This window comes from Pseudomonas sp. FG-3G, from assembly GCF_901007645.1.
GTDB lineage: Bacteria > Pseudomonadota > Gammaproteobacteria > Pseudomonadales > Pseudomonadaceae > Aquipseudomonas > Aquipseudomonas rhizophila.
The window spans coordinates 23579-42391 of the sequence record NZ_CAAKGZ010000008.1 but is presented as its reverse complement, the minus strand read 5'-3'; the positions used below and the strand labels follow the sequence as shown (position 1 = coordinate 42391).

Annotated in this window: 21 protein-coding genes; 5 read left to right on the top strand and 16 right to left on the bottom strand. The window is 59.9% G+C overall.

Going from position 1 to position 18813, the window contains the following annotated elements; translation table 11 throughout:
• Positions 1-4 precede the first annotated feature (4 nt).
• The 10 genes from tolQ to PSEUDOMOFG3G_RS04000 all read right to left on the bottom strand — a co-directional run bounded on the left by tolQ (position 5) and on the right by PSEUDOMOFG3G_RS04000 (position 7877).
• Positions 5-700, bottom strand: coding sequence for a protein TolQ (gene tolQ / locus PSEUDOMOFG3G_RS04045; RefSeq protein ID WP_047227067.1), 696 nt, complete (start codon positions 698-700; stop codon positions 5-7).
• Positions 690-1157, bottom strand: a complete 468-nt coding sequence (gene ybgC, locus PSEUDOMOFG3G_RS04040; protein ID WP_047227068.1) for a tol-pal system-associated acyl-CoA thioesterase — start codon at positions 1155-1157, stop codon at positions 690-692. The genes tolQ and ybgC overlap by 11 nt, the downstream gene beginning before the upstream one ends.
• A 128-nt stretch (positions 1158-1285) precedes the next feature.
• Positions 1286-2347 (bottom strand): Holliday junction branch migration DNA helicase RuvB, encoded by a 1062-nt coding sequence (gene ruvB / locus PSEUDOMOFG3G_RS04035; RefSeq protein ID WP_047227069.1) that lies wholly within the window; start codon positions 2345-2347, stop codon positions 1286-1288.
• Positions 2348-2956: a Holliday junction branch migration protein RuvA gene (ruvA, locus tag PSEUDOMOFG3G_RS04030; RefSeq protein WP_047227070.1), complete on the bottom strand. Its 609-nt coding sequence runs from the start codon at positions 2954-2956 to the stop codon at positions 2348-2350.
• A gap of 114 nt (positions 2957-3070) precedes the next feature.
• Positions 3071-3595, bottom strand: coding sequence for a crossover junction endodeoxyribonuclease RuvC (gene ruvC / locus PSEUDOMOFG3G_RS04025; protein ID WP_030140802.1), 525 nt, complete (start codon positions 3593-3595; stop codon positions 3071-3073).
• A 162-nt stretch (positions 3596-3757) separates the two neighbouring features.
• Positions 3758-4504, bottom strand: coding sequence for a YebC/PmpR family DNA-binding transcriptional regulator (locus tag PSEUDOMOFG3G_RS04020; protein WP_018614256.1), 747 nt, complete (start codon positions 4502-4504; stop codon positions 3758-3760).
• 119 nt (positions 4505-4623) lie between these two features.
• Positions 4624-6399 (bottom strand): aspartate--tRNA ligase, encoded by a 1776-nt coding sequence (aspS, locus tag PSEUDOMOFG3G_RS04015; protein ID WP_047227071.1) that lies wholly within the window; start codon positions 6397-6399, stop codon positions 4624-4626.
• A gap of 75 nt (positions 6400-6474) precedes the next feature.
• Positions 6475-6696, bottom strand: coding sequence for an FmdB family zinc ribbon protein (locus PSEUDOMOFG3G_RS04010; RefSeq protein WP_003178589.1), 222 nt, complete (start codon positions 6694-6696; stop codon positions 6475-6477).
• Between the two features lie 123 nt (positions 6697-6819).
• Positions 6820-7197 (bottom strand): ribbon-helix-helix domain-containing protein, encoded by a 378-nt coding sequence (locus PSEUDOMOFG3G_RS04005; protein ID WP_139049280.1) that lies wholly within the window; start codon positions 7195-7197, stop codon positions 6820-6822.
• Positions 7198-7403: 206 nt separating this feature from the next.
• Entirely contained in the window at positions 7404-7877 is a 474-nt protein-coding gene (locus PSEUDOMOFG3G_RS04000) for a Dps family protein (protein WP_047227073.1), read from the bottom strand.
• A 374-nt stretch (positions 7878-8251) separates the two neighbouring features.
• Here PSEUDOMOFG3G_RS04000 and PSEUDOMOFG3G_RS28225 point away from each other — a divergent pair, with 374 nt between their 5' ends.
• Positions 8252-8857, top strand: coding sequence for a cold-shock protein (locus PSEUDOMOFG3G_RS28225; RefSeq protein ID WP_047227074.1), 606 nt, complete (start codon positions 8252-8254; stop codon positions 8855-8857).
• A gap of 69 nt (positions 8858-8926) precedes the next feature.
• Here PSEUDOMOFG3G_RS28225 and PSEUDOMOFG3G_RS03990 read toward each other — a convergent pair whose 3' ends face one another.
• Both PSEUDOMOFG3G_RS03990 and PSEUDOMOFG3G_RS03985 read right to left on the bottom strand, forming a co-directional pair.
• Positions 8927-9133: a SlyX family protein gene (locus tag PSEUDOMOFG3G_RS03990; RefSeq protein ID WP_047227075.1), complete on the bottom strand. Its 207-nt coding sequence runs from the start codon at positions 9131-9133 to the stop codon at positions 8927-8929.
• Positions 9134-9136: 3 nt separating this feature from the next.
• Positions 9137-9562 carry an HIT domain-containing protein gene (locus PSEUDOMOFG3G_RS03985; protein WP_076383691.1) on the bottom strand — a complete coding sequence of 142 codons (426 nt, stop codon included), beginning with the start codon at positions 9560-9562 and terminating at the stop codon, positions 9137-9139.
• An 854-nt stretch (positions 9563-10416) separates the two neighbouring features.
• Here PSEUDOMOFG3G_RS03985 and PSEUDOMOFG3G_RS03980 point away from each other — a divergent pair.
• Positions 10417-11679, top strand: a complete 1263-nt coding sequence (locus PSEUDOMOFG3G_RS03980; protein WP_139049279.1) for an OprD family porin — start codon at positions 10417-10419, stop codon at positions 11677-11679.
• 151 nt (positions 11680-11830) lie between these two features.
• On the opposite strand, the gene PSEUDOMOFG3G_RS03975 is transcribed toward PSEUDOMOFG3G_RS03980, so the two are convergent.
• Together PSEUDOMOFG3G_RS03975 and PSEUDOMOFG3G_RS03970 are read right to left on the bottom strand one after the other, a co-directional pair.
• Positions 11831-12673, bottom strand: coding sequence for a mechanosensitive ion channel family protein (locus PSEUDOMOFG3G_RS03975; RefSeq protein WP_139049278.1), 843 nt, complete (start codon positions 12671-12673; stop codon positions 11831-11833).
• Between the two features lie 97 nt (positions 12674-12770).
• A complete protein-coding gene (locus PSEUDOMOFG3G_RS03970; RefSeq protein WP_003205057.1) occupies positions 12771-13256 on the bottom strand; it encodes a YajQ family cyclic di-GMP-binding protein in 486 nt (161 codons plus the stop codon).
• Between the two features lie 142 nt (positions 13257-13398).
• Here PSEUDOMOFG3G_RS03970 and PSEUDOMOFG3G_RS03965 point away from each other — a divergent pair, with 142 nt between their 5' ends.
• From PSEUDOMOFG3G_RS03965 to PSEUDOMOFG3G_RS03955, 3 genes are read left to right on the top strand one after another with little or no spacing between them, the layout of a single operon-like run.
• Positions 13399-14316 (top strand): putative 2-dehydropantoate 2-reductase, encoded by a 918-nt coding sequence (locus tag PSEUDOMOFG3G_RS03965; RefSeq protein WP_139049277.1) that lies wholly within the window; start codon positions 13399-13401, stop codon positions 14314-14316.
• A gap of 46 nt (positions 14317-14362) precedes the next feature.
• Positions 14363-16399 carry a HAMP domain-containing sensor histidine kinase gene (locus tag PSEUDOMOFG3G_RS03960; RefSeq protein ID WP_047227080.1) on the top strand — a complete coding sequence of 679 codons (2037 nt, stop codon included), beginning with the start codon at positions 14363-14365 and terminating at the stop codon, positions 16397-16399.
• 2 nt (positions 16400-16401) lie between these two features.
• Positions 16402-16983, top strand: coding sequence for a cob(I)yrinic acid a,c-diamide adenosyltransferase (locus PSEUDOMOFG3G_RS03955; protein ID WP_047227081.1), 582 nt, complete (start codon positions 16402-16404; stop codon positions 16981-16983).
• 141 nt (positions 16984-17124) lie between these two features.
• Here the strand turns inward: PSEUDOMOFG3G_RS03955 and PSEUDOMOFG3G_RS03950 are convergent, their stop codons facing one another.
• Both PSEUDOMOFG3G_RS03950 and PSEUDOMOFG3G_RS03945 read right to left on the bottom strand, forming a co-directional pair.
• Complete coding sequence (locus PSEUDOMOFG3G_RS03950) at positions 17125-18069, bottom strand: Nudix family hydrolase (protein ID WP_139049276.1); 945 nt, start codon at positions 18067-18069, stop codon at positions 17125-17127.
• Entirely contained in the window at positions 18066-18698 is a 633-nt protein-coding gene (locus tag PSEUDOMOFG3G_RS03945; protein ID WP_047227083.1) for a glutathione S-transferase family protein, read from the bottom strand. The genes PSEUDOMOFG3G_RS03950 and PSEUDOMOFG3G_RS03945 overlap by 4 nt, the downstream gene beginning before the upstream one ends.
• Positions 18699-18813 lie beyond the last annotated feature (115 nt).

The window sequence follows — 18813 nt, the reverse complement described above, 5'->3', positions numbered from 1 at the left end:
CTGCTTATTCTTCGCTGGTGTGCACTTTGCGGTGCAGGATCGCCTGGAATTCATCGGCGAAGGTGTAGTAACGGCTGGTCAGCGTTTCGCTGCGGGCAGCAAAGCGGTTGTAGGCGATAACAGCCGGGATGGCCGCGAACAGACCGATGGCGGTGGCAATCAGTGCCTCGGCAATACCCGGGGCCACGGTGGCCAGGGTCGCTTGCTGGGCAGTGGCCAGGCCACGGAAGGAGTTCATGATCCCCCACACGGTACCGAACAGGCCGATGTACGGGCTGACCGAACCAACGGTGGCCAGGAACGGCAGGCCTTGCTCGAGTTTTTCTTCCTCGCGGGAGATGGCGACGCGCATGGCACGGGCCACCCCTTCCATCACCGCCTCAGGATCCACGCCTGGTTGCTGGCGCAGACGGGAGAATTCCTTGAAGCCGGCACGGAAGATCTGCTCGACCCCCGAGTCCGGGTCCGGGTTGCTGCCGGCCTGGCGGTAGAGTTTGGACAGGTCGATACCGGACCAGAAGCGCTCCTCGAAGCTCTCCAGGGCTCGACGACCGGCGCGCAGCATGTTGCTGCGCTGAAAGATCATGATCCATGAGGTCACCGATGCGGCTACCAGGATCAGCATTACCAACTGCACCACAACGCTGGCATTGCTGACCAGGCTCCACATGGAGGAATGGTCGACGACGTTAGCTTCCACGCTTTATCTCCTGCTCTGAGTATGTACCGGCGCCGCTCACGCCGGCAAAGGCCGCACGTAGAGCTTCGGGAATGGCCCGGGGTTTCAAACTATGGGTGCGCACACAGGCCACCAGAAACTGCCCTTCACAGAGCAGCGCATTATCCGTAGCCCGCCTGACCTGCTGCTTGAAGCGCAGGCTGACACGGTTCAATTCGATGACATCGGCACTTACCAGAAGCTCGTCGTCCAGTCGCGCCGGCGCGTGGTAGCGCGCTTCGCTGGAATGCACGACGAATAACAGGTCCTCTCCCACCAGCGCGGATTGGGCAAAACCCAGTTCCCGCAGCCGTTCGGTTCGAGCCCGTTCCATAAACTTGAGGTAATTGACGTAGTAAACGATGCCGCCGGCATCGGTGTCCTCGTAATAAACGCGACAGCGATGTGCGAACGACTCCAGCCCGTTTTGCGCGCGCATACTCTAGTGCTTACTCCTCAGGTTGCCAATCGGCCAGGCAACTGTTTTTTCATTCTCGAAATGCAATGACGCTCCGGGTGTCGTCTGGGACAGCACGAACCTGAAAAAAGTCGCTGCACAGAGGTCGTTCAATCGTCCACGGCATCGAGGAATTCGTCTACCACCGGCATCTCACCCATTCGTGTCGGGATGTTTAAGCCGAAATGCAGATAGGCGTGACGCGTCACCACACGCCCGCGAGGGGTGCGCATGATGTAGCCCTGCTGGATCAGGTACGGTTCCAGCACATCTTCGATGGTATGGCGCTCTTCGCTGATGGCCGCCGCCAGGCTGTCCACGCCCACCGGACCGCCGTCGAACTTCTCGATCATGGTCAGCAGCAGGCGCCGGTCCTGGTGGTCGAAACCACGCTCGTCGATGTCCAGCAGGTTCAACGCCAGGTCGGCAATCGGTTTGGTGATGTGGCCCTTGGCGCGGACTTCGGCAAAATCCCGGACCCGACGCAACAGCCGGTTGGCGATCCGCGGCGTACCCCGCGCCCGTCGGGCGATCTCATAAGCGCCATCCGGATCCAGCGGCAACCCGAGAATGCCGGCCGAGCGGCCGACGATCGTCGCCAGATCGGCGTTGTTGTAGAACTCCAGGCGCTGGACGATACCGAAACGGTCCCGCAGCGGGTTGGTCAACATGCCCGCACGGGTCGTGGCGCCCACCAGGGTGAACGGCGGCAGATCGAGCTTGATGGAACGGGCCGCCGGCCCCTCGCCAATCATGATGTCGAGCTGGAAATCTTCCATCGCCGGGTACAGCACTTCCTCGACGATCGGCGACAGCCGGTGGATTTCGTCGATGAACAGCACATCATGGGGCTCAAGATTGGTCAGCAGCGCCGCCAGGTCACCCGGACGCTCGAGGACCGGCCCGGACGTGCTCTTGATCGACACGCCCATCTCCTGGGCGATGATGTTGGCCAGGGTGGTCTTGCCCAAACCGGGTGGGCCGAAGATCAAGGTATGGTCCAGAGACTCGCTGCGCCCACGGGCCGCCTGGATAAACAGTTCCATTTGCTCGCGGACCGCCGGCTGACCGATGTAATCGGCCAGACTGACGGGACGAATCGCACGGTCTTGTACTTCTTCACGGTCACGGGGGGCACCCGTGGCGGCGATCAGACGATCGGCTTCAATCACTTAAATCATTCCCTTCAGGGCACGACGAATCATGTCTTCGGTGCTCAAGCCTTTTTCCTTGATAGCGGAAATCGCCTTGCTGGCCTCCTGCGGCTTGTAGCCCAAGGAGATCAGTGCGGTGACCGCATCGTTTTCCGCGCTGGCCGCGGGCGCTGGCGCGTCCGGCTGGTTAGGCACCAGCGCGAACATGGCCGGCACCGCTTCCCAGGCCTTGAAACGGTCCTTGAGCTCAACCAACAGGCGCTCGGCGGTTTTCTTGCCGACACCTGGCACCTTGGTCAGGGCCGAAGTGTCCTGGGACTGCACGCAGCGCACCAGTTCGTCGACTTCCAGGCTCGACATCAAGGCCAGGGCCAGTTTCGGGCCGACGCCGTTGAGACGAATCAGCTCGCGGAAGAAATCCCGCTCGCGCTTGCCGACGAAGCCATAGAGTAACTGGGCATCCTCGCGCACGACCAAATGGGTGTGCAGCGTCAGCGGTTCACCGACCGACGGCAAGCGATACAAGGTGGTCATGGGCACTTCCAGCTCATAACCCAGGCCATTTACATCCAGAATCAGGTGCGGCGGCTGTTTTTCAGCCAGGGTGCCGCGCAAGCGTCCAATCACGTTTCAGATCCTTGGGCGTAGGCCAGCCGTGGGCTGGCGAGTAACGGCCGGAGCATGGAGGCCGACGACACAGGCGCAAAATGCTCGGGCTCACGAAAGATTGCGCTGATGCTATCAGAGACGCAGGCGCCCGCCACGACTGCGTGCGGCTCCCAGGCCATGCGGCAACAGGCTGGAACGGGTATGGGCATGGCAAATGGCGATGGCCAGGGCGTCGGAGGCATCGATCTGCGGCTTGCTGACCAGTTTCAGCAGATGCATCACCATCATTTGCACCTGTTCCTTGTTCGCCGCGCCCGTTCCAACGACTGCCTGCTTGACCTGGGTCGCGGTGTATTCGGCGATTTCCAGGTTTTCCTCGGCACCGGCCACAATGGCCGCCCCACGAGCCTGCCCCAGCTTCAGGGCAGAATCGGCGTTACGCGCCATGAAGACCTTTTCAATGCCCATGGTGACCGGGCCGTAGGTCTGGATGACTTCACGCACGCCGCGATAAACGATCTGCAAGCGCTCGTGCAACTCACCGGCACCGGTGCGGATACAACCTGACGCGACGTACACGCAGCCGCGCCCGGTATCACGAACCACGCCGTAGCCGGTGATGCGCGAACCGGGGTCGATACCAAGGATTAAAGTCATAACGCCTGCGGTTTGAGGGGAGTTATTCAGGCCTGTGGGAGCGAGCTTGCTCGCGATGGCGTCGGATCAGCAAGCACAGCGTTGACTGAAATACCGCTATCGCGAGCAAGCTCGCTCCCACATTTTGGTCATTCGCAATCGTCAATATTTGAACAAGCCTTCTCAGCCAAGCTGTTCAGCCACCGACTCCGGAATGTCCGCGTTAGAGTAGACATTCTGCACATCGTCCAGGTCTTCGAGCATGTCGATCAGCTTGAGCACCTTCTCGGCACCCTCCAGGTCCAGTTCGGCGCTGGTGGTCGGCTGCATGACGATTTCCGCGTCGGCCGGCTTGAAACCGGCAGCCTCCAGGGCATTGCGCACGGCGTAGAAGCTGGCGAACGAGGTGAACACGTCGAAGGAACCGTCTTCATGACTGACCACGTCATCGGCGTCGGCTTCCAGGGCCGCCTCCGTCAGGGCATCTTCATCGAGGCCCGGCGCGAAGCTGATCTGCCCCTTGCGCTCGAACAGGTACGCCACCGAACCGTCGGTGCCCAAGTTGCCCCCGCATTTGCTGAAGGCGTGACGCACGGCGGCGGCGGTGCGGTTGCGGTTGTCGGTCATGCACTCGACCATCACCGCTACGCCACCGGGGCCGTAACCCTCGTAGGTCAGCTCTTCCACATTATCGGCTTCGGTCGCACCCGCGCCGCGGGCGATAGCGCGGTCGATGATGTCGCGACTCATGTTCGCCCCCAGCGCCTTGTCCAGGGCCAGGCGCAAGCGCGGGTTGGAGCCCGGATCACCGCCACCCTGGCGGGCAGCGACCGTCAGCTCACGGATCCACTTGGTGAATATCTTGCCCCTCTTGGCATCCTGACGTTCTTTGCGGTGCTTGATGTTCGCCCACTTGGAATGACCTGCCATAACTCGCTCCGGTTTCTCTTTGCAACATTGCCCGCCCTGCACTCGCACAGTAGCCGGCAACCAGAAATATCGACCCCAATGAAAAGGCGCATCCGAAGATGCGCCTTCAGGTGTCGGCCTTACTCAGCCTTTGGCTGTTCACGCAGACGGATGTGCAACTCGCGCAGTGCCTTGGCATCCACTACACCCGGAGCCTGGGTCATGACATCGGCCGCGCTCTGGGTTTTCGGGAACGCGATCACTTCACGAATCGACTGGGCGCCGGTCATCAGCATCACCAGGCGGTCCAGGCCAAAGGCCAGGCCACCGTGGGGCGGTGCACCGTACTTCAGAGCATCGAGCAGGAAGCCGAATTTCTCTTCCTGTTCCGCTTCACTGATGCCCAGCAGACGGAAGACCGCCTGTTGCATTTCCTTGCGATGGATACGGATCGAACCGCCACCCAGCTCGGTGCCGTTCAAGACCATGTCGTAAGCGCGTGACAGAGCGGTGGCCGGGTTGGCCTCCAACTCCTCAGGCGAGCACTTCGGCGCGGTGAACGGGTGGTGCAGCGCGGAGAAACTGCCGTCGTCGTTCTCTTCGAACATCGGGAAGTCGACGACCCACATCGGCGCCCATTCGCAGGTCAGCAGCTTGAGATCGTGACCCAGCTTGATGCGCAGCGCGCCCAAGGCTTCGCTGACGATCTTGGCCTTGTCAGCGCCGAAGAACACGATGTCGCCATCAACCGCGCCCACGCGATCGAGGATCACGTTCAGGTTGGCTTCAGGGATGTTTTTCACGATCGGCGATTGCAGGCCGTCAACACCCGCCGCGCGCTCGTTGACCTTGATGTACGCCAACCCCTTGGCACCGTAGATGCCGACGAACTTGGTGTAGTCGTCGATCTGCTTGCGCGGCATGCTTGCCCCGCCTGGCACACGCAGGGCCGCGATCCGGCATTTCGGGTCGTTGGCCGGGCCGCTGAACACCTTGAAATCGACTTCCTTGAGCTGATCGGCCACGTCCACCAGTTCCAGCGGGTTACGCAGGTCCGGCTTGTCGGAACCGTAGCGGCGCATGGCCTCTTCGAAGGTCATGTGCGGGAACTCGCCGAATTCCAGACCCAGCACTTCCTTGAACAGGTTGCGGATCATGCCTTCGGTCAGGCCCATGATGTCTTTTTCGTCGAGGAAGCTGGTCTCGATGTCGATCTGAGTGAACTCAGGCTGACGGTCGGCACGCAGGTCTTCGTCGCGGAAGCACTTGGCGATCTGGTAGTAGCGGTCGAAGCCGGCCACCATCAGCAGTTGCTTGAACAACTGCGGCGATTGCGGCAAGGCGAAGAAGCTGCCGGGGTGGGTACGGCTTGGCACCAGGTAGTCGCGAGCACCTTCCGGCGTGGCGCGGGTCAGGATCGGCGTCTCGACGTCGAGGAAGCCGTTCTCGTCCAGGTAACGACGGATGCTGGTGGTCATGCGCGAACGCAGACGCAGCTTCTCGGCCATTTCCGGGCGACGCAGGTCAATGAAGCGATAGCGCAGGCGGGTTTCTTCGCCCACGTCGGAGTATTCGTTGAGCGGGAACGGCGGGGTTTCCGCTTCGTTGAGCACTTCCAGCTCGTAGCCCAACACTTCGATCATGCCCGAGGCCATGTTGGCGTTGCCGGCACCGGCCGGACGCAGGCGTACCTTGCCGGTGATCTTGACTACGTATTCGCTGCGCACGCGGTCGGCGGTGGCGAAGGTTTCAGCGCGGTCCGGATCGAACACTACCTGAGCCAGGCCTTCACGATCACGGATATCGAGGAAAATCACCCCGCCATGGTCACGGCGACGATGGACCCATCCGCAAAGAGTAACTTCCTGACCTTCCAGGCTTTCGTTCAGTTGGCCGCAATAATGGCTGCGCATCATGGTAGTGGTTTCACTTCTCGTAATTCGAAATTCGGTTGGAGGCCCTGCCCGTGCAAGAGCTCGCGCGTGTTCAACTCAGTCAGCTTTGTCGCCACCGGCCAGGTTCTTCTTGGCGCCGGTCTTGAAGTCGGTTTCATACCAGCCGGTGCCACCGAGGCGGAAACCTGGCATGGACAGCATCTTTTTCAGTTCCGGCGCCTGACAGGCAGGGCAGTCGACCAGCGGTGCCGCGCTGATCTTTTGAATGGCTTCCATCTGATGACCACAGGAAGCACATTGATAGTCGTACATCGGCATGGGGGTTGTCTCGGCGATCAGGTTACTCGCGCAAAGGCTGGGCTTTGCGGCAAAGAGCGGGATTATATCCATTAAATGCGGCCTGTGCAGCCGTAAGACGGCACAGGCCGTTACCGGTCGGTCTCAGCCACTGACAGGCGCCACGCATTCATCACGCCAATGACGCCCCACGACCTCCGTCCCTGCCTCCTTCAAACTGTGCACCACGCAAACCACGCGCACTAAACCGCTGAAGTTGCGTACCCCGCCATGGCGCAGGTGCACTTCCCGGTCCACATGGGACAGCAGAGTACTGATGGAACAGCTGTTGAGCTGGGCCATGTTACCGAGAATATCCCAATAGACCTGCTCGAGCCGAAGACAGGTGGCGAACCCGTTCAGGCGGATCGATCGGGACAGGGGCCGGGCCAGCTGCATGTCGAACCCCCGGACGAACGGGTCGATGGTAATGGGCTGAAAGCGCCCATGCACACCCTCCCCGGTTTCTTTTCCTTGAATCATACCGTTGACACTCCTTTGCCATACGAACCTCTCAATTGGAACAACCAATCTGTGGCTCTATGGAAGCTCAACGGCATCGCCAGTTCCAGATGACTTTATGACCATCGGCGTAGGACAAGCCAGCAGCAGGCAGGCGACGAATTACGACGTCCTACACAAAGGGCCAGCGATAATGCCAGCCCCTCCGTCATCGCCCGGCCCGGCGCTTACCGGTCTTCCAGCAGCGAGCGCAACATCCATGCGGTTTTTTCATGGACCTGCATGCGCTGGGTCAGCAGATCGGTGGTCGGTTCGTCACTGACCTTGTCCGATAAAGGAAGGATGCTACGGGCCGTACGCGTCACGGCTTCCTGACCCTCGACCAACTGGCGGATCATGTCTTCGGCGCCAGGCACGCCTTCTTCTTCCTTGATAGAAGACAAGCGTGCATACACGGCGTAAGCGCCCGGCGCAGGAAAGCCGAGGGCACGAATGCGTTCGGCAATCAGGTCCACCGCCAGCGCCAGTTCGTTGTATTGCTCCTCGAACATCAGGTGCAGGGTGCGAAACATCGGCCCCGTGACGTTCCAGTGAAAATTATGGGTCTTGAGGTACAGAACGTAAGTGTCCGACAGCAGCCGTGAAAGCCCCTCGACGATGGATTTGCGATCTTCTTCACTGATCCCGATATCAATGGCCATGTTGGTTGATCTCCTGCGGTGATGAATTCGACAGCGGCCCTTGCACTCTAGCCGGTGTTACCGCCGCCAGCCTGCGACAAATCGCCAGCCCTCCTGAAACGACAAGCCGCAACACCGGACGGTTCCGACGAGGCGGGAGATTTCACGTCCTTGCCTGACACCTTGCGCCGACGAACAGCGCGGTCCGCCCCCCGTAACGGGTTTGAGAAGGTCGGGGCTTTGCTGTTAAATAGGCAGTGTGTCGCTACGCCTATTTTTCCGGGCATGGCGCATAGGCTGATTCGGGAATGTGTCCAACGCCTCTCTATTGTTCCGAAGCGAACCGTCCCGATCAGCTCTTCCTTGTGATCCGTCTTAACCGTGAGTCAATCAAAATGTTGAAAATCGTCCACTTGCTAATGGGCGCAGCTGCCCTGCTGCTGTCCTTCATCCCTAGCCTGGGTTCCGAAGCCACGCCTTACCTGCAACATCCCGATGCGCTTTACCTGGCCTTTTTCGGCCTGCTCAACCTGACCCTTGCACCTGTTATCCCCTACTGGAACAAAGGCCCACGCCATCAACTGCAAAACCTGGTCAGCGCCTTGCTGGTGTTGGCCGTTGCCCTGCAAACCCTGACCCTGCTGGCACCCATGCCGCAAATCGCCGGTCAACCGGCCGTGCTGTTCAGCCTGGCCGCGTCACTGCTCGCCGTGGCATTGCACCTGGCTGTCAGCTTCTACAAGAAGTCGTCACCGGCCGCCGCACCGCAAAACTACGACATGTCCAACCGCGATACCGGCACCGTGAAGTGGTTCAACACCTCCAAGGGGTTCGGTTTCATCTCCCGCGACTCCGGCGATGACATTTTTGTGCATTTCCGAGCCATTCGTGGTGAAGGCCACCGCGTCCTGGTCGAAGGCCAGCGCGTGGAGTTCTCCGTGATGAACCGCGACAAAGGCCTGCAGGCCGAAGATGTGATCGCCGCGCTACCGCGCCGCTGATCCCAAGCGTAAAAAACCGCGATGCAGCCAGGCTGCTCGCGGTTTTTTATTGCCTGTCGTTCCGGTCGGTCAGTAGTGAGGCGGAGGCGCTTCTTCTTCGAAGGTTTCAAATTGCCCGGCCATCTCTTCCTGGCGCTTGAGCAACGCGGCCATTTGCAGCTGCAGACGCTCGACCACTCGTTGCTGCTCCACCAGCACGTCATTTAATGCCTGGATGGTGTCATCCTGAAACGCCAGGCGGCTTTCCAGATCCGTTACACGCTCTTCAAGGTTCATGGTTCAGCCCTCCAGAAACTTGAAATCATCGGTCAAGGCCGCTCGCAATCGGTCGCGAATGACCTTCACCTGTTCAGCAGTATACGACCTGGCCGGGTGTTTGCCCCAGACCGGCGCTGGCCAGGCCGCGTCATCACGCTTGCGCACGATGACGTGCATGTGCAACTGACTGACGACGTTACCCAAGGTTGCAACGTTCAGCTTGTCAGCATTGAAGGAGTCCTTGAGGGTTTCGGCCAGGGCCGTGGTTTCCTTCCACAGCTGCCGCTGGTCGGCGTCATCCAATTGAAACAATTCGCTGATATTTTCCCGTCGCGGCACGAGGATGAACCACGGGTAATTGGAATCGTTGGACAAGAGCAACCGGCACAGCGGGAAGTCACCCATGACTAACGTGTCTTGTTGCAGTTGTGGATCTAAAGCAAACACCGCGCGCACTCCTCGCTGGTTATCGTTTTTGCCCGACTCAGCGGGCCTGAGGGGGACATAGAGCCGCAGCATACCCTTGAACGTCGAAGGGTTCACTGCGTACTGTCATGACCCTGTCCGATGCTTTTTTTCCAGTACGCGCACCAACTCAGCGCGGCCGGTAACACATAGGCCTGAGACGGGCGCTGCGAGCACTGCCTTTTGCACTGAGCCTGTAAAATTTTCGTACAAGGTAGAGATTTTTTGCACCAAAACAGCACAACGCGTCTACGCTCAGTGCACGAAGCATCCGTGATCTACTCACTGAGAGGGTGAACCGGTAACGTTTTTGGTTGTCTCGCAGCGTTTAGCGGTTCTAAACACGAGAGCGACACAGCAGTCAACCCTAATTAAAACAAGGCCTTTGGAGCCCGGTTTCATGAGGTTTCACCGTGCCAGCAGGGAGAATGTGAAAAAAACGTGAACAAAAAACGGGTTTGAGCATGCTTGTTGCATTCATCCCCATATCGCCTGCAGGGCATCGCCGGAAGCGAAAACCTGCGGGCCTATAAATAAAGTGGCAAGGTTGCCCACAGGGAGCTTCAAGCGCAGTAACAAAGGAGTCTTTACACCGACGCCGGAAAAAAGAAGCAACTTCGAGTTGTGAGTCCGATTGCGCCGGAACAGCCCAAATACGACATGGATCGAGCCATTGGCGACAGGGTCGTAAAGAAGCTGAAAGATTGGATGGGCAAGTATCGCCAATGAATGTCGTCGTGATATAAGTTCGCGCCGACACAAAAAGAAAGAGCCGCCCAGATAAAAAAACAGGTGGGACGGCAAGACTCTTCTAAAAACCAAAGGAGCAAATCACGATGCGCGTGATGAAGTGGAGCATGATCGCACTGGCTGTTTCGGCCAGTACCTCGCAGTTCGCAATGGCCTCTTCCCAGGAAGAATCCAAGGGCTTTTTTGAAGATCAGAGCCTGAACGTTCTGACCCGTATGCTGTACATGAATCGTGATTTCAAAAACAACTCTAGTGCTTCGCAAAGTTATCGTGAAGAAACCGGCCTTGCCGTGCGCGCCACGTACGAGTCCGGCTTCACCCAAGGCACCGTTGGTTTCGGTGTAGATGCCTTGGTCAACAGCATGGTCAAACTGGACAGTGGTCGTGGCCGTACCGGTAACGGCATGTTCGGTAACGATAGCGAAGGCCGACCAGAAGACACCCAATCCATTGGTGGTGGCGCGGTCAAGTTCCGTCTCTCTGACACAGTCCTTAAATACGGCAGCCAATACGTTGCCAGCCCTGTTCTCGCCACCGACGACAGCCGTCTGCTGCCGGAAGTCGCCACAGGCACCATGATCACCAGCAAAGAAATCGAAGGACTGGAACTGAGCGCTGGTCGGTTTACCGCGATAAGCGGACAGAACCACATGGGTCACGACAGCATCAACGGCACCGGCCTGAAATCCGCTGATATCGCTGGTGCAACCTACCAATTCACCGAGAATTTTGTAGCTGGCGTAGCAGCTTCCGACGTTGAAGACCACTACAAAAAGAAATACATCAACCTGAACTACACGCTGCCGATCAACGAAGATCAGTCTCTTAACTTCGACTTCAACGGCTATGACAGCAAGGATCAAGGTCAGAAGCTCAGCGGCGACGTTGACAACCGCATCTGGTCCCTCGCAGCTGCCTATTCCATCGGTGCCCACAAGTTCACCCTGGCTCACCAGCGCTCCACCGGCGATACCGGCTACGTTTACGGCGCCGACGGCAACGGTACTATCTTCCTCGCCAACTCGGTCCAATACTCCGACTTCAACGGCGCAGACGAGCGCTCTTGGCAGGCTCGCTACGACCTGAACATGAAGACCTACGGCGTTCCTGGCCTGAGCTTCATGACTCGGTACATCACCGGTGACAACATTGAGACTGGCGGTGAAGAAGGCAAAGAGCACGAGTGGGACTTCGAAACCAAATACGTCATGCAAAGCGGTCCAGCCAAAGACTTGTCTTTCCGCCTGCGTAGCGCGTTCTACCGCACTAACAGCTCTTACAATGCCATCAACGGCAACGACAACAATGACTTCCGCATCATCGTCGAATACCCTCTGAGCATCTTGTAATTCAGCGGTCATTCGATAGTTACACCGGCAACAAATAAAAAACCGCTCACCTGATCCAGGTGAGCGGTTTTTTTGTGCCCATTACAAGTCAGCTTAAAAGCAACTTCGTAATTAGCAAGCTAACTAACAATCAGCTCATGCATTCAAAGCGTTACTGCGCAGCCCCTTCGTGGACCATACGAATAACCCGCTGTGGAAACGGAATATCAATCCCCGCGTCCTTCAAACGATCCCGGGCCTGTTCATTGAACATGAACATCACGCTCCAGTAATCGGCCGTTTTGACCCATACCCGCAACGACACCGTGATCGAACTGTCGCCCAAGGTCGAAATCACCGCTTCCGGCGCTGGATCGGCCAGTACACGCTCCTCCTTGGCCAGCTCCAACAACACTTCGCGAGCCTTTTGCAGGTCGGCCTGGTAATCCACGCCGACATCGAACACGACTTTGCGGGTCGGCTGGCGATTGGTGTTGGTGATGATGCCATTCGACAGGTTGCCGTTGGGCACGATGACAGTTTTGTTGTCACCGGTGCGAATCACGGTGTGGAAGATCTGGATGCTGTCGACCGTACCGGCCACGCCTTGAGCTTCGATCCAGTCACCGATGCGGAACGGGCGGAACAACAGAATCAACACACCACCGGCGAAGTTCGCCAGACTGCCCTGCAATGCCAGGCCGATCGCCAGGCCTGCCGCACCGATGGCCGCGATGAACGAGGTGGTTTCAATGCCGATCATCGACGCCACGCTGACGATCAGCAGGATCTTGAGGATGATGTTCGCCAGGTTGCTGATGAACCCTTGCAGCGCCAGGTCGGCATTGCGCAGTGCCAACAGCCCGCCGAGTTTGCGGGTTACCTTGTTGATCAGCCACCAGCCAATGGCCAGCGTAACCACCGCCAGCAGCACCCGGCTGCCATACTCCATGATCATGGGGATCCAGGCCTCGGACACCTTGATCAAGTTGTCCACTTCAGCGTTCAAGTCCATCTACCTCTCCTTCTATTGCCGTAACCACGAAAGACCGGGCGAAGCATTGTGAAAAGAGCGTTTGCCCGCTCCCCACAATGCCTCTGTGCACCGGGTGTCAGTCGCGGAAGTTATTGAACTGCAAAGGCATGCCGAATTCCTTGCCCCGCAGCGCCGCGATGGCTTCCTGCAAGTCATCACGCTTTTTGCCGGTGACGCGCACTTGCTCGCCCTGGATGGCGGCTTGCACCTTGAGCTTGGCGTCCTTGATATGAGCAACGATTTTCTTCGCCAGTTCCTTGTCGATGCCTTCCTTGAGCACGGCTTCCTGCTTCATCAGCTTGCCCGAGGCATAGGCGTCCTTGACCTCAAGGCACTGAACGTCGATCTTGCGCTTGACCAGGGCCAGCTTGAGGATCTCGATCATTGCCTCAAGCTGGAAGTCGGCCTCGGCGGTCAGGTTGACGGTCAGGTCCTTCTCCTTGAACTCGAAACTGCCCTTGCCCTTGAGGTCATAACGACGGTCGAGTTCCTTGACGGCGTTTTCAACGGCGTTGGTGACTTCGTGTTTGTCCAGTTCGGATACCACGTCGAATGACGGCATGTAGTGTTCTCCAATAAAAAAGACGCGCCCGTGACAAAGGCGCGTGCTTGGCTTGTGGTTAAAATCGGGCTCATTATAACGGGTCTTTTCCTGTCGACACTGCGAGCCCCCAGATGCCTGCGCCAAACCGAGTAAAAAACTGATGCCTACTACCTGGCATGTCCTGGGGGCCGGCAGCCTCGGTACGTTGTGGGCGACGCGCCTGGCCCGGGCCGGTTTGCCGGTGCGGCTGGTACTGCGCAATGAACAACGCTTGCAGGCCTATCGGGCCGCCGGCGGTCTGACGCTGGTGGAACAGGGCCAGGCCCAACATTACCCGGTCCCCGGGCAAACAGCCGACGCCCCCGAGCCGATCAAACGCCTGCTCCTGGCCTGCAAAGCCTATGACGCCGAAGCGGCCGTGGCTTCTGTGGCTCATCGCCTGAGCGCCGACGCGGAACTGATCCTGCTACAGAACGGCCTCGGCAGTCAGGACGCAGTCGCCAATCGTGTTCCCCAGGCCCGTTGCATCAGTGCCTCCAGTACCGAAGGGGCATTCCGCGACGGTGACTGGCGCGTGGTGTTTGCCGGCCACGGCTACACCTGGCTGGGTGACCCCGCGCACCCGGTGGCACCGATCTGGCTGGACGACCTCACCGCCGCCGCCATACCCCACGAATGGACGGCTGACATCCTCACCCGGCTCTGGCGCAAACTGGCGCTCAACTGTGCCATCAACCCTCTGACCGTCCTGCACCACTGCAAGAACGGCGGCCTGCAGGCGCATCACTGCGAAGTGGCGACCCTCTGCGCGGAACTCACGGACCTGCTGGAACGCTGCGGCCAGCCCATGGCGGCCGAAGACTTGCAGCCGGAAGTCGAACGGGTCATCCAGGCCACCGCCGCCAACTACTCCTCGATGTACCAGGACGTCGCCCATGGCCGCCGCACCGAAATCAGCTACCTGCTCGGCCACGCTTGCAAGGTTGCCGAGCGCCACCGGTTACCGGTGCCACACCTGGAACAATTGCGGCAGCGACTGATTGCCCACTTGAACAACCTCGGATTGCCCGGCGACTGAGCAGCGGCTACGCTGGCCCTCGTGTTCCTTTTTAACGAAGAGTCCGATGCCATTGCGCCAGCGCCTTGAAAACCTCCCGGTCGGCCAGAAACTGCTGGCCGCCCTGCTGGTGTTGTTGACCACCGTCCTGCTGGTGGCCAACCTGACCTTTATCAGCGCCGCCTATTACATTTCCCAGGAAAGCATGGCGCCCCAGGCCCTGCAGACCATCGGTCGGCTGGTGGCCAACCCGAGCCTGATCGCCGATGCCCTGCAGTCGCCCCAGACCGCCCAGCGCCTGCTGGATGAACTCAACAGCTACGCGCCGTTGCGGGCCGCTGCGTTGTATGACGGCGAGGGCGCACGCCTGGCGCAACTGCAACAGGGCGAAAAGCTCAAGCTGCCGGACCATTACCGCCACATGCAGGCGTGGCAAGCCAGTGAGTTTCGCAGCAATCAGGTCATCACCCTGCCCCGCCCGGGGACGGCGCCGGGTCATCTGTTGCTGGTGGCCAGCAGCGAACTGCCGACGGCGTTCTACACCGGCACCCTGACCGCCAGCCTCGGCATCCTGATCTTCAGCGTGTTGCTCTGGCTGGTCATTGCCCAGCAGATCAAACGCCTGATCACCCAGCCGATTCATCAGCTCGAGGAACTGTCGCGCCAGGTCACCCGCGAGGAGAACTATTCCCTGCGCGCCGCCCGCGGCAACCACGACGAAATCGGCAGCCTGGCCGAGGCGTTCAACACCATGCTCTCGCGGATCGAAGCCCGGGAGCAGCAACTCAAGCGCGCGCGGGACGATTCCCAGGCTGCCTACGACCAGGCCCAGGGCCTGGCGGAAGAAACCCGCCACACCAATCGCAAACTGGAACTGGAAGTCCAGGTGCGCAGCAAGATCGAGAAAAAGCTCACCGGTTTCCAGAACTACCTCAACAGCATTATCGATTCCATGCCCTCGGCCCTGATCGCCCTCGACGAACAGCTCTACGTCACCCAATGGAACCAGGAAGCCAGCGCCCTCTCCGGCACACGCCTGGACGAGGCGCTGAACCAGCCGATCTTCCTCGCCTTCGAACCGCTGAAGCCTTACCTGCCGCAGCTCAAGCAAACGGTCGAACAGCACACGGTGGCGAAGATCGAACGCGTCACCTGGACCAAGGATGACGAGGCCCGGCACTACGCCCTCACCTTCTATCCACTGATGGGCGGCGCCGGGCGCGGCGTGGTGATCCGCATCGATGACATCACCCAGCGCCTGTCGCTAGAAGAAATGATGGTGCAATCGGAGAAGATGCTCTCGGTCGGCGGCCTCGCGGCGGGCATGGCCCATGAAATCAACAACCCGCTGGGAGCCATCCTGCACAACGTGCAAAACATCCGCCGACGTCTGTCGCCGGAACTGCCGAAGAACATCGAACAGGCCGAACAACTGAATATCGAACTGCAGAGGGTGAACCTTTACCTGCAAAGCCGGGAAATCCCGCAGTTGCTTGACGGCATCCAGCAGGCCGGCGCCCGGGCGGCGAAAATTGTCACCCACATGCTCAGCTTCAGCCGGCGCAGCACCCGGCAGATGGCCCCCTGCGACCTGCCGGCACTGATCGACCAGGCGGTGGAGATCGCCGGCAACGACTTCGACCTGGCAATCGGTTTCGATTTCAAGGGCCAGGCGATCATCCGGCAGTTCGACCCCAACCTGGGCCCGGTGCCCGGCACCGCCAACGAGCTGGAGCAGGTGCTGCTCAACCTGCTGAAAAACGCCGCCCAGGCGATCCATCAACGCCAGGACGACAGCGAACCCGGGCGCATTATTCTGCGCACGCGGCTGAACCCACCGTGGGCAGAGATCCAGGTGGAGGACAACGGCATCGGCATGAGCGAGAACGTACGCAAACGCACCTTCGAGCCGTTCTTCACCACCAAGGAAATCGGCCAAGGGACCGGGCTGGGGCTGTCGGTGTCGTATTTCATCATCACCAATAATCACAAGGGCCAGATGGAAGTGCAGTCGGCGCCGGGCCAGGGCACCTGCTTCACCTTGCGCCTGCCATTGACCGGCACCTCAATGGTGCCGCAGGAACACAAACAACTGGAGCGCTGAACATGGGTTTTCGCCTGTCGAAGATTTACACCCGCACCGGCGACAAAGGTGAGACCGGGTTGGGGGATGGTCGCCGTGTAGCCAAGGACCATCCACGGGTCGAGGCCATTGGCGAGGTGGACACGCTCAATAGTCAGTTGGGATTGTTGCTCGCCAGCCTCGCGGTAGAGGCAGCTGAATATCCGGCGCTACAGGAGCTGATCGAGGTCTTGGCGCCTTGTCAGCATCGACTGTTCGACCTGGGCGGTGAACTGGCGATGCCGGCTTATCAGGCCTTGAACATGCTGGAAGTCGAGCGCCTGGAAGCAGCCATCGATGCATGGAACGAAGAAGTCGGGCCGCTGGAGAATTTCATCCTGCCCGGTGGCTCGACACTGATCGCCCAGGCCCACGTCTGCCGCAGCCTGGCCCGTAGCGCCGAACGCCGTTGTCAGCAGTTGAACGCCGTGGAGCCACTGGCCGGGCCGGGGCTGGCGTATATCAATCGGTTGTCGGATCTGTTATTCGTCGCGGCGCGGGTCATTGCCCGGCGGCAAGGGGTGGCTGAGGTGCTGTGGGTGGCGGCGGCCAAGCCCGAGAGTTGAGCTGGGTCGCCTGTCAGGACCTCATCGCGAGCAGGCTCGCTCCCACAGAGAATCTGTTGCGTGACATGGATACTGGTTACACCATAAATCCCATGTGGGAGCGAGCCTGCTCGCGATGAGGCCCGCGAACACCCCACCCAATCAAGGCCCAGGCCAAAACGCCCGAATCCCCGCCACACCCTGCGCCCCAGCGGCCCAGGCTTGCTGCCGTTCGTCAGGCCCCACCCCGCCCAACAGATACACCGGCCTGTTGAAGCCCTCGATCAACCGCGAAGCCTCTTCCCACCCCAGCGGTTGGGCCTCGGGATGGGTCTGGGTCGGTTGCACCGGCGAGAGCGTCACGAAGTCCACGTCCATCTGCTGCGCCAGGGACAGCTCCTCGGCGTTGTGGCAGGACGCCGCCAACCAACGGTCTTTGCCAAAAGGACGACCGGCCGCAGCATGCTTGCGCAATTGCGCGGCGGTAATGTGCCAGCCGGCGGACGGGAAATCCCCCAGCCATTCGAAAGGCCCCTTGAGCATCAACTGGGCCTTGCCGGCGCACAAACCTGCCGCATCCACCGCCAGATCGCGGTACTTCGGGTCGTAGCCGTTGGGCGCGCGCAGCTGGACCAGTTTGATCCCGCCGGCGATAGCCTTTTGCATGCCGCGCAGCAACTGCGGCGTTTCGAGGCCTTCAGGGGTGATCAAATATTCGCCGGGCAAACGAGCCGCCGCGATGATCGGCTGGTTGGCCGCCGGGAACTCATGGTTCAAAAGCTCCCGGGCCGTGACCCAGGCCAATGGCTGCCCTTCGGCACCGTGAGGCTCGCCGGTGAACGCCGAGACTTCCCAGACATCCAGCATCACCTGTTTATCCGGGTAATCGTGACGCACCTTGATCAACGGCCGGGCGGCGACGACGACAATGCCCAGCTCCTCATGAAGTTCGCGGGCCAGGGCGGTTTCGACGGACTCATCCGCCTCGACCTTGCCACCGGGAAACTCCCAAAGGCCACCCTGGTGCTGGGTGTCGGCCCGTCGGGCGATCAGGATTTTGCCGGCAGCGTCACGAATGACCGCCGCCGCTACATGGACTCGTTTCACCGCGCTGTTTCCTCCAGGCCGGCCTGTTGCCACGCCTTGAACGCCGGCCATTGATAGATAGTTTCGACATAGGCCGCATCGACCTCGGGCAACGCCACCTGATAGGTGCGCAAGCGCACGGCCACCGGCGCGAAGAACACATCGGCCAGGCTCAAGCGGCCAAACAGGTAGGGCCCGGCTTCAGTAGCCGCCGCACGGCATTCGGCCCACAGTGCCAGCATCCGCTGGATTTCCGCTTGAACCTCCGCCGGCATGGGCACTAGCGGCGCATCGCGCAGCAGGTCAAACGGCATGTGGCTGCGGATAGCAAAAAAACCGCTGTGCATTTGTGCACAGGCCGAACGTGCCTGAGCCCGGGCCGCGACGTCCCTGGGCCAGAGGCCCGCATCTGGAAACTGTTCAGCCAGGTATTCGGCAATCGCCAGGGAGTCGGCGATCACACCGAATTCGGTCTTGAGCAACGGGACTTTGGCGGTGGCTGAATACTTGAGCAGTTTCTCACGGGTGTCCGGTTGGTCGAGCCTGACCAGCTCTTCGGTGTACTTTGCGCCGGTCAACGCCAGGGCCAGCGCACCGCGCAAGGACCAGGAGGAAAGGTGTTTGTCGCCGATGATCAGGTGCAGGCTCAAGTCTGGAATCCTTTCTTGGGGTGTTGTGGAAGCTGTACTGGCGCCATCGCGAGCAAGCTCGCTTCCACAATGGATCGGTGGTGTGAACACGTCCAGGTCACCCAACCAATCCCTG

What these genes read in the sequence shown, in the direction of transcription:
- ybgC (WP_047227068.1), bottom strand. Translation starts at nt 1,157, where the DNA reads ATGCGCGCGCAAAACGGGCTGGAGTCGTTCGCACATCGCTGTCGCGTT.
- ruvC (WP_030140802.1), bottom strand. Translation starts at nt 3,595, where the DNA reads ATGACTTTAATCCTTGGTATCGACCCCGGTTCGCGCATCACCGGCTAC.
- PSEUDOMOFG3G_RS04020 (WP_018614256.1), bottom strand. Translation starts at nt 4,504, where the DNA reads ATGGCAGGTCATTCCAAGTGGGCGAACATCAAGCACCGCAAAGAACGT.
- aspS (WP_047227071.1), bottom strand. Translation starts at nt 6,399, where the DNA reads ATGATGCGCAGCCATTATTGCGGCCAACTGAACGAAAGCCTGGAAGGT.
- PSEUDOMOFG3G_RS04010 (WP_003178589.1), bottom strand. Translation starts at nt 6,696, where the DNA reads ATGCCGATGTACGACTATCAATGTGCTTCCTGTGGTCATCAGATGGAA.
- PSEUDOMOFG3G_RS04005 (WP_139049280.1), bottom strand. Translation starts at nt 7,197, where the DNA reads ATGATTCAAGGAAAAGAAACCGGGGAGGGTGTGCATGGGCGCTTTCAG.
- PSEUDOMOFG3G_RS04000 (WP_047227073.1), bottom strand. Translation starts at nt 7,877, where the DNA reads ATGGCCATTGATATCGGGATCAGTGAAGAAGATCGCAAATCCATCGTC.
- PSEUDOMOFG3G_RS28225 (WP_047227074.1), top strand. Translation starts at nt 8,252, where the DNA reads ATGTTGAAAATCGTCCACTTGCTAATGGGCGCAGCTGCCCTGCTGCTG.
- PSEUDOMOFG3G_RS03990 (WP_047227075.1), bottom strand. Translation starts at nt 9,133, where the DNA reads ATGAACCTTGAAGAGCGTGTAACGGATCTGGAAAGCCGCCTGGCGTTT.
- PSEUDOMOFG3G_RS03980 (WP_139049279.1), top strand. Translation starts at nt 10,417, where the DNA reads ATGCGCGTGATGAAGTGGAGCATGATCGCACTGGCTGTTTCGGCCAGT.
- PSEUDOMOFG3G_RS03975 (WP_139049278.1), bottom strand. Translation starts at nt 12,673, where the DNA reads ATGGACTTGAACGCTGAAGTGGACAACTTGATCAAGGTGTCCGAGGCC.
- PSEUDOMOFG3G_RS03970 (WP_003205057.1), bottom strand. Translation starts at nt 13,256, where the DNA reads ATGCCGTCATTCGACGTGGTATCCGAACTGGACAAACACGAAGTCACC.
- PSEUDOMOFG3G_RS03965 (WP_139049277.1), top strand. Translation starts at nt 13,399, where the DNA reads ATGCCTACTACCTGGCATGTCCTGGGGGCCGGCAGCCTCGGTACGTTG.
- PSEUDOMOFG3G_RS03960 (WP_047227080.1), top strand. Translation starts at nt 14,363, where the DNA reads ATGCCATTGCGCCAGCGCCTTGAAAACCTCCCGGTCGGCCAGAAACTG.
- PSEUDOMOFG3G_RS03955 (WP_047227081.1), top strand. Translation starts at nt 16,402, where the DNA reads ATGGGTTTTCGCCTGTCGAAGATTTACACCCGCACCGGCGACAAAGGT.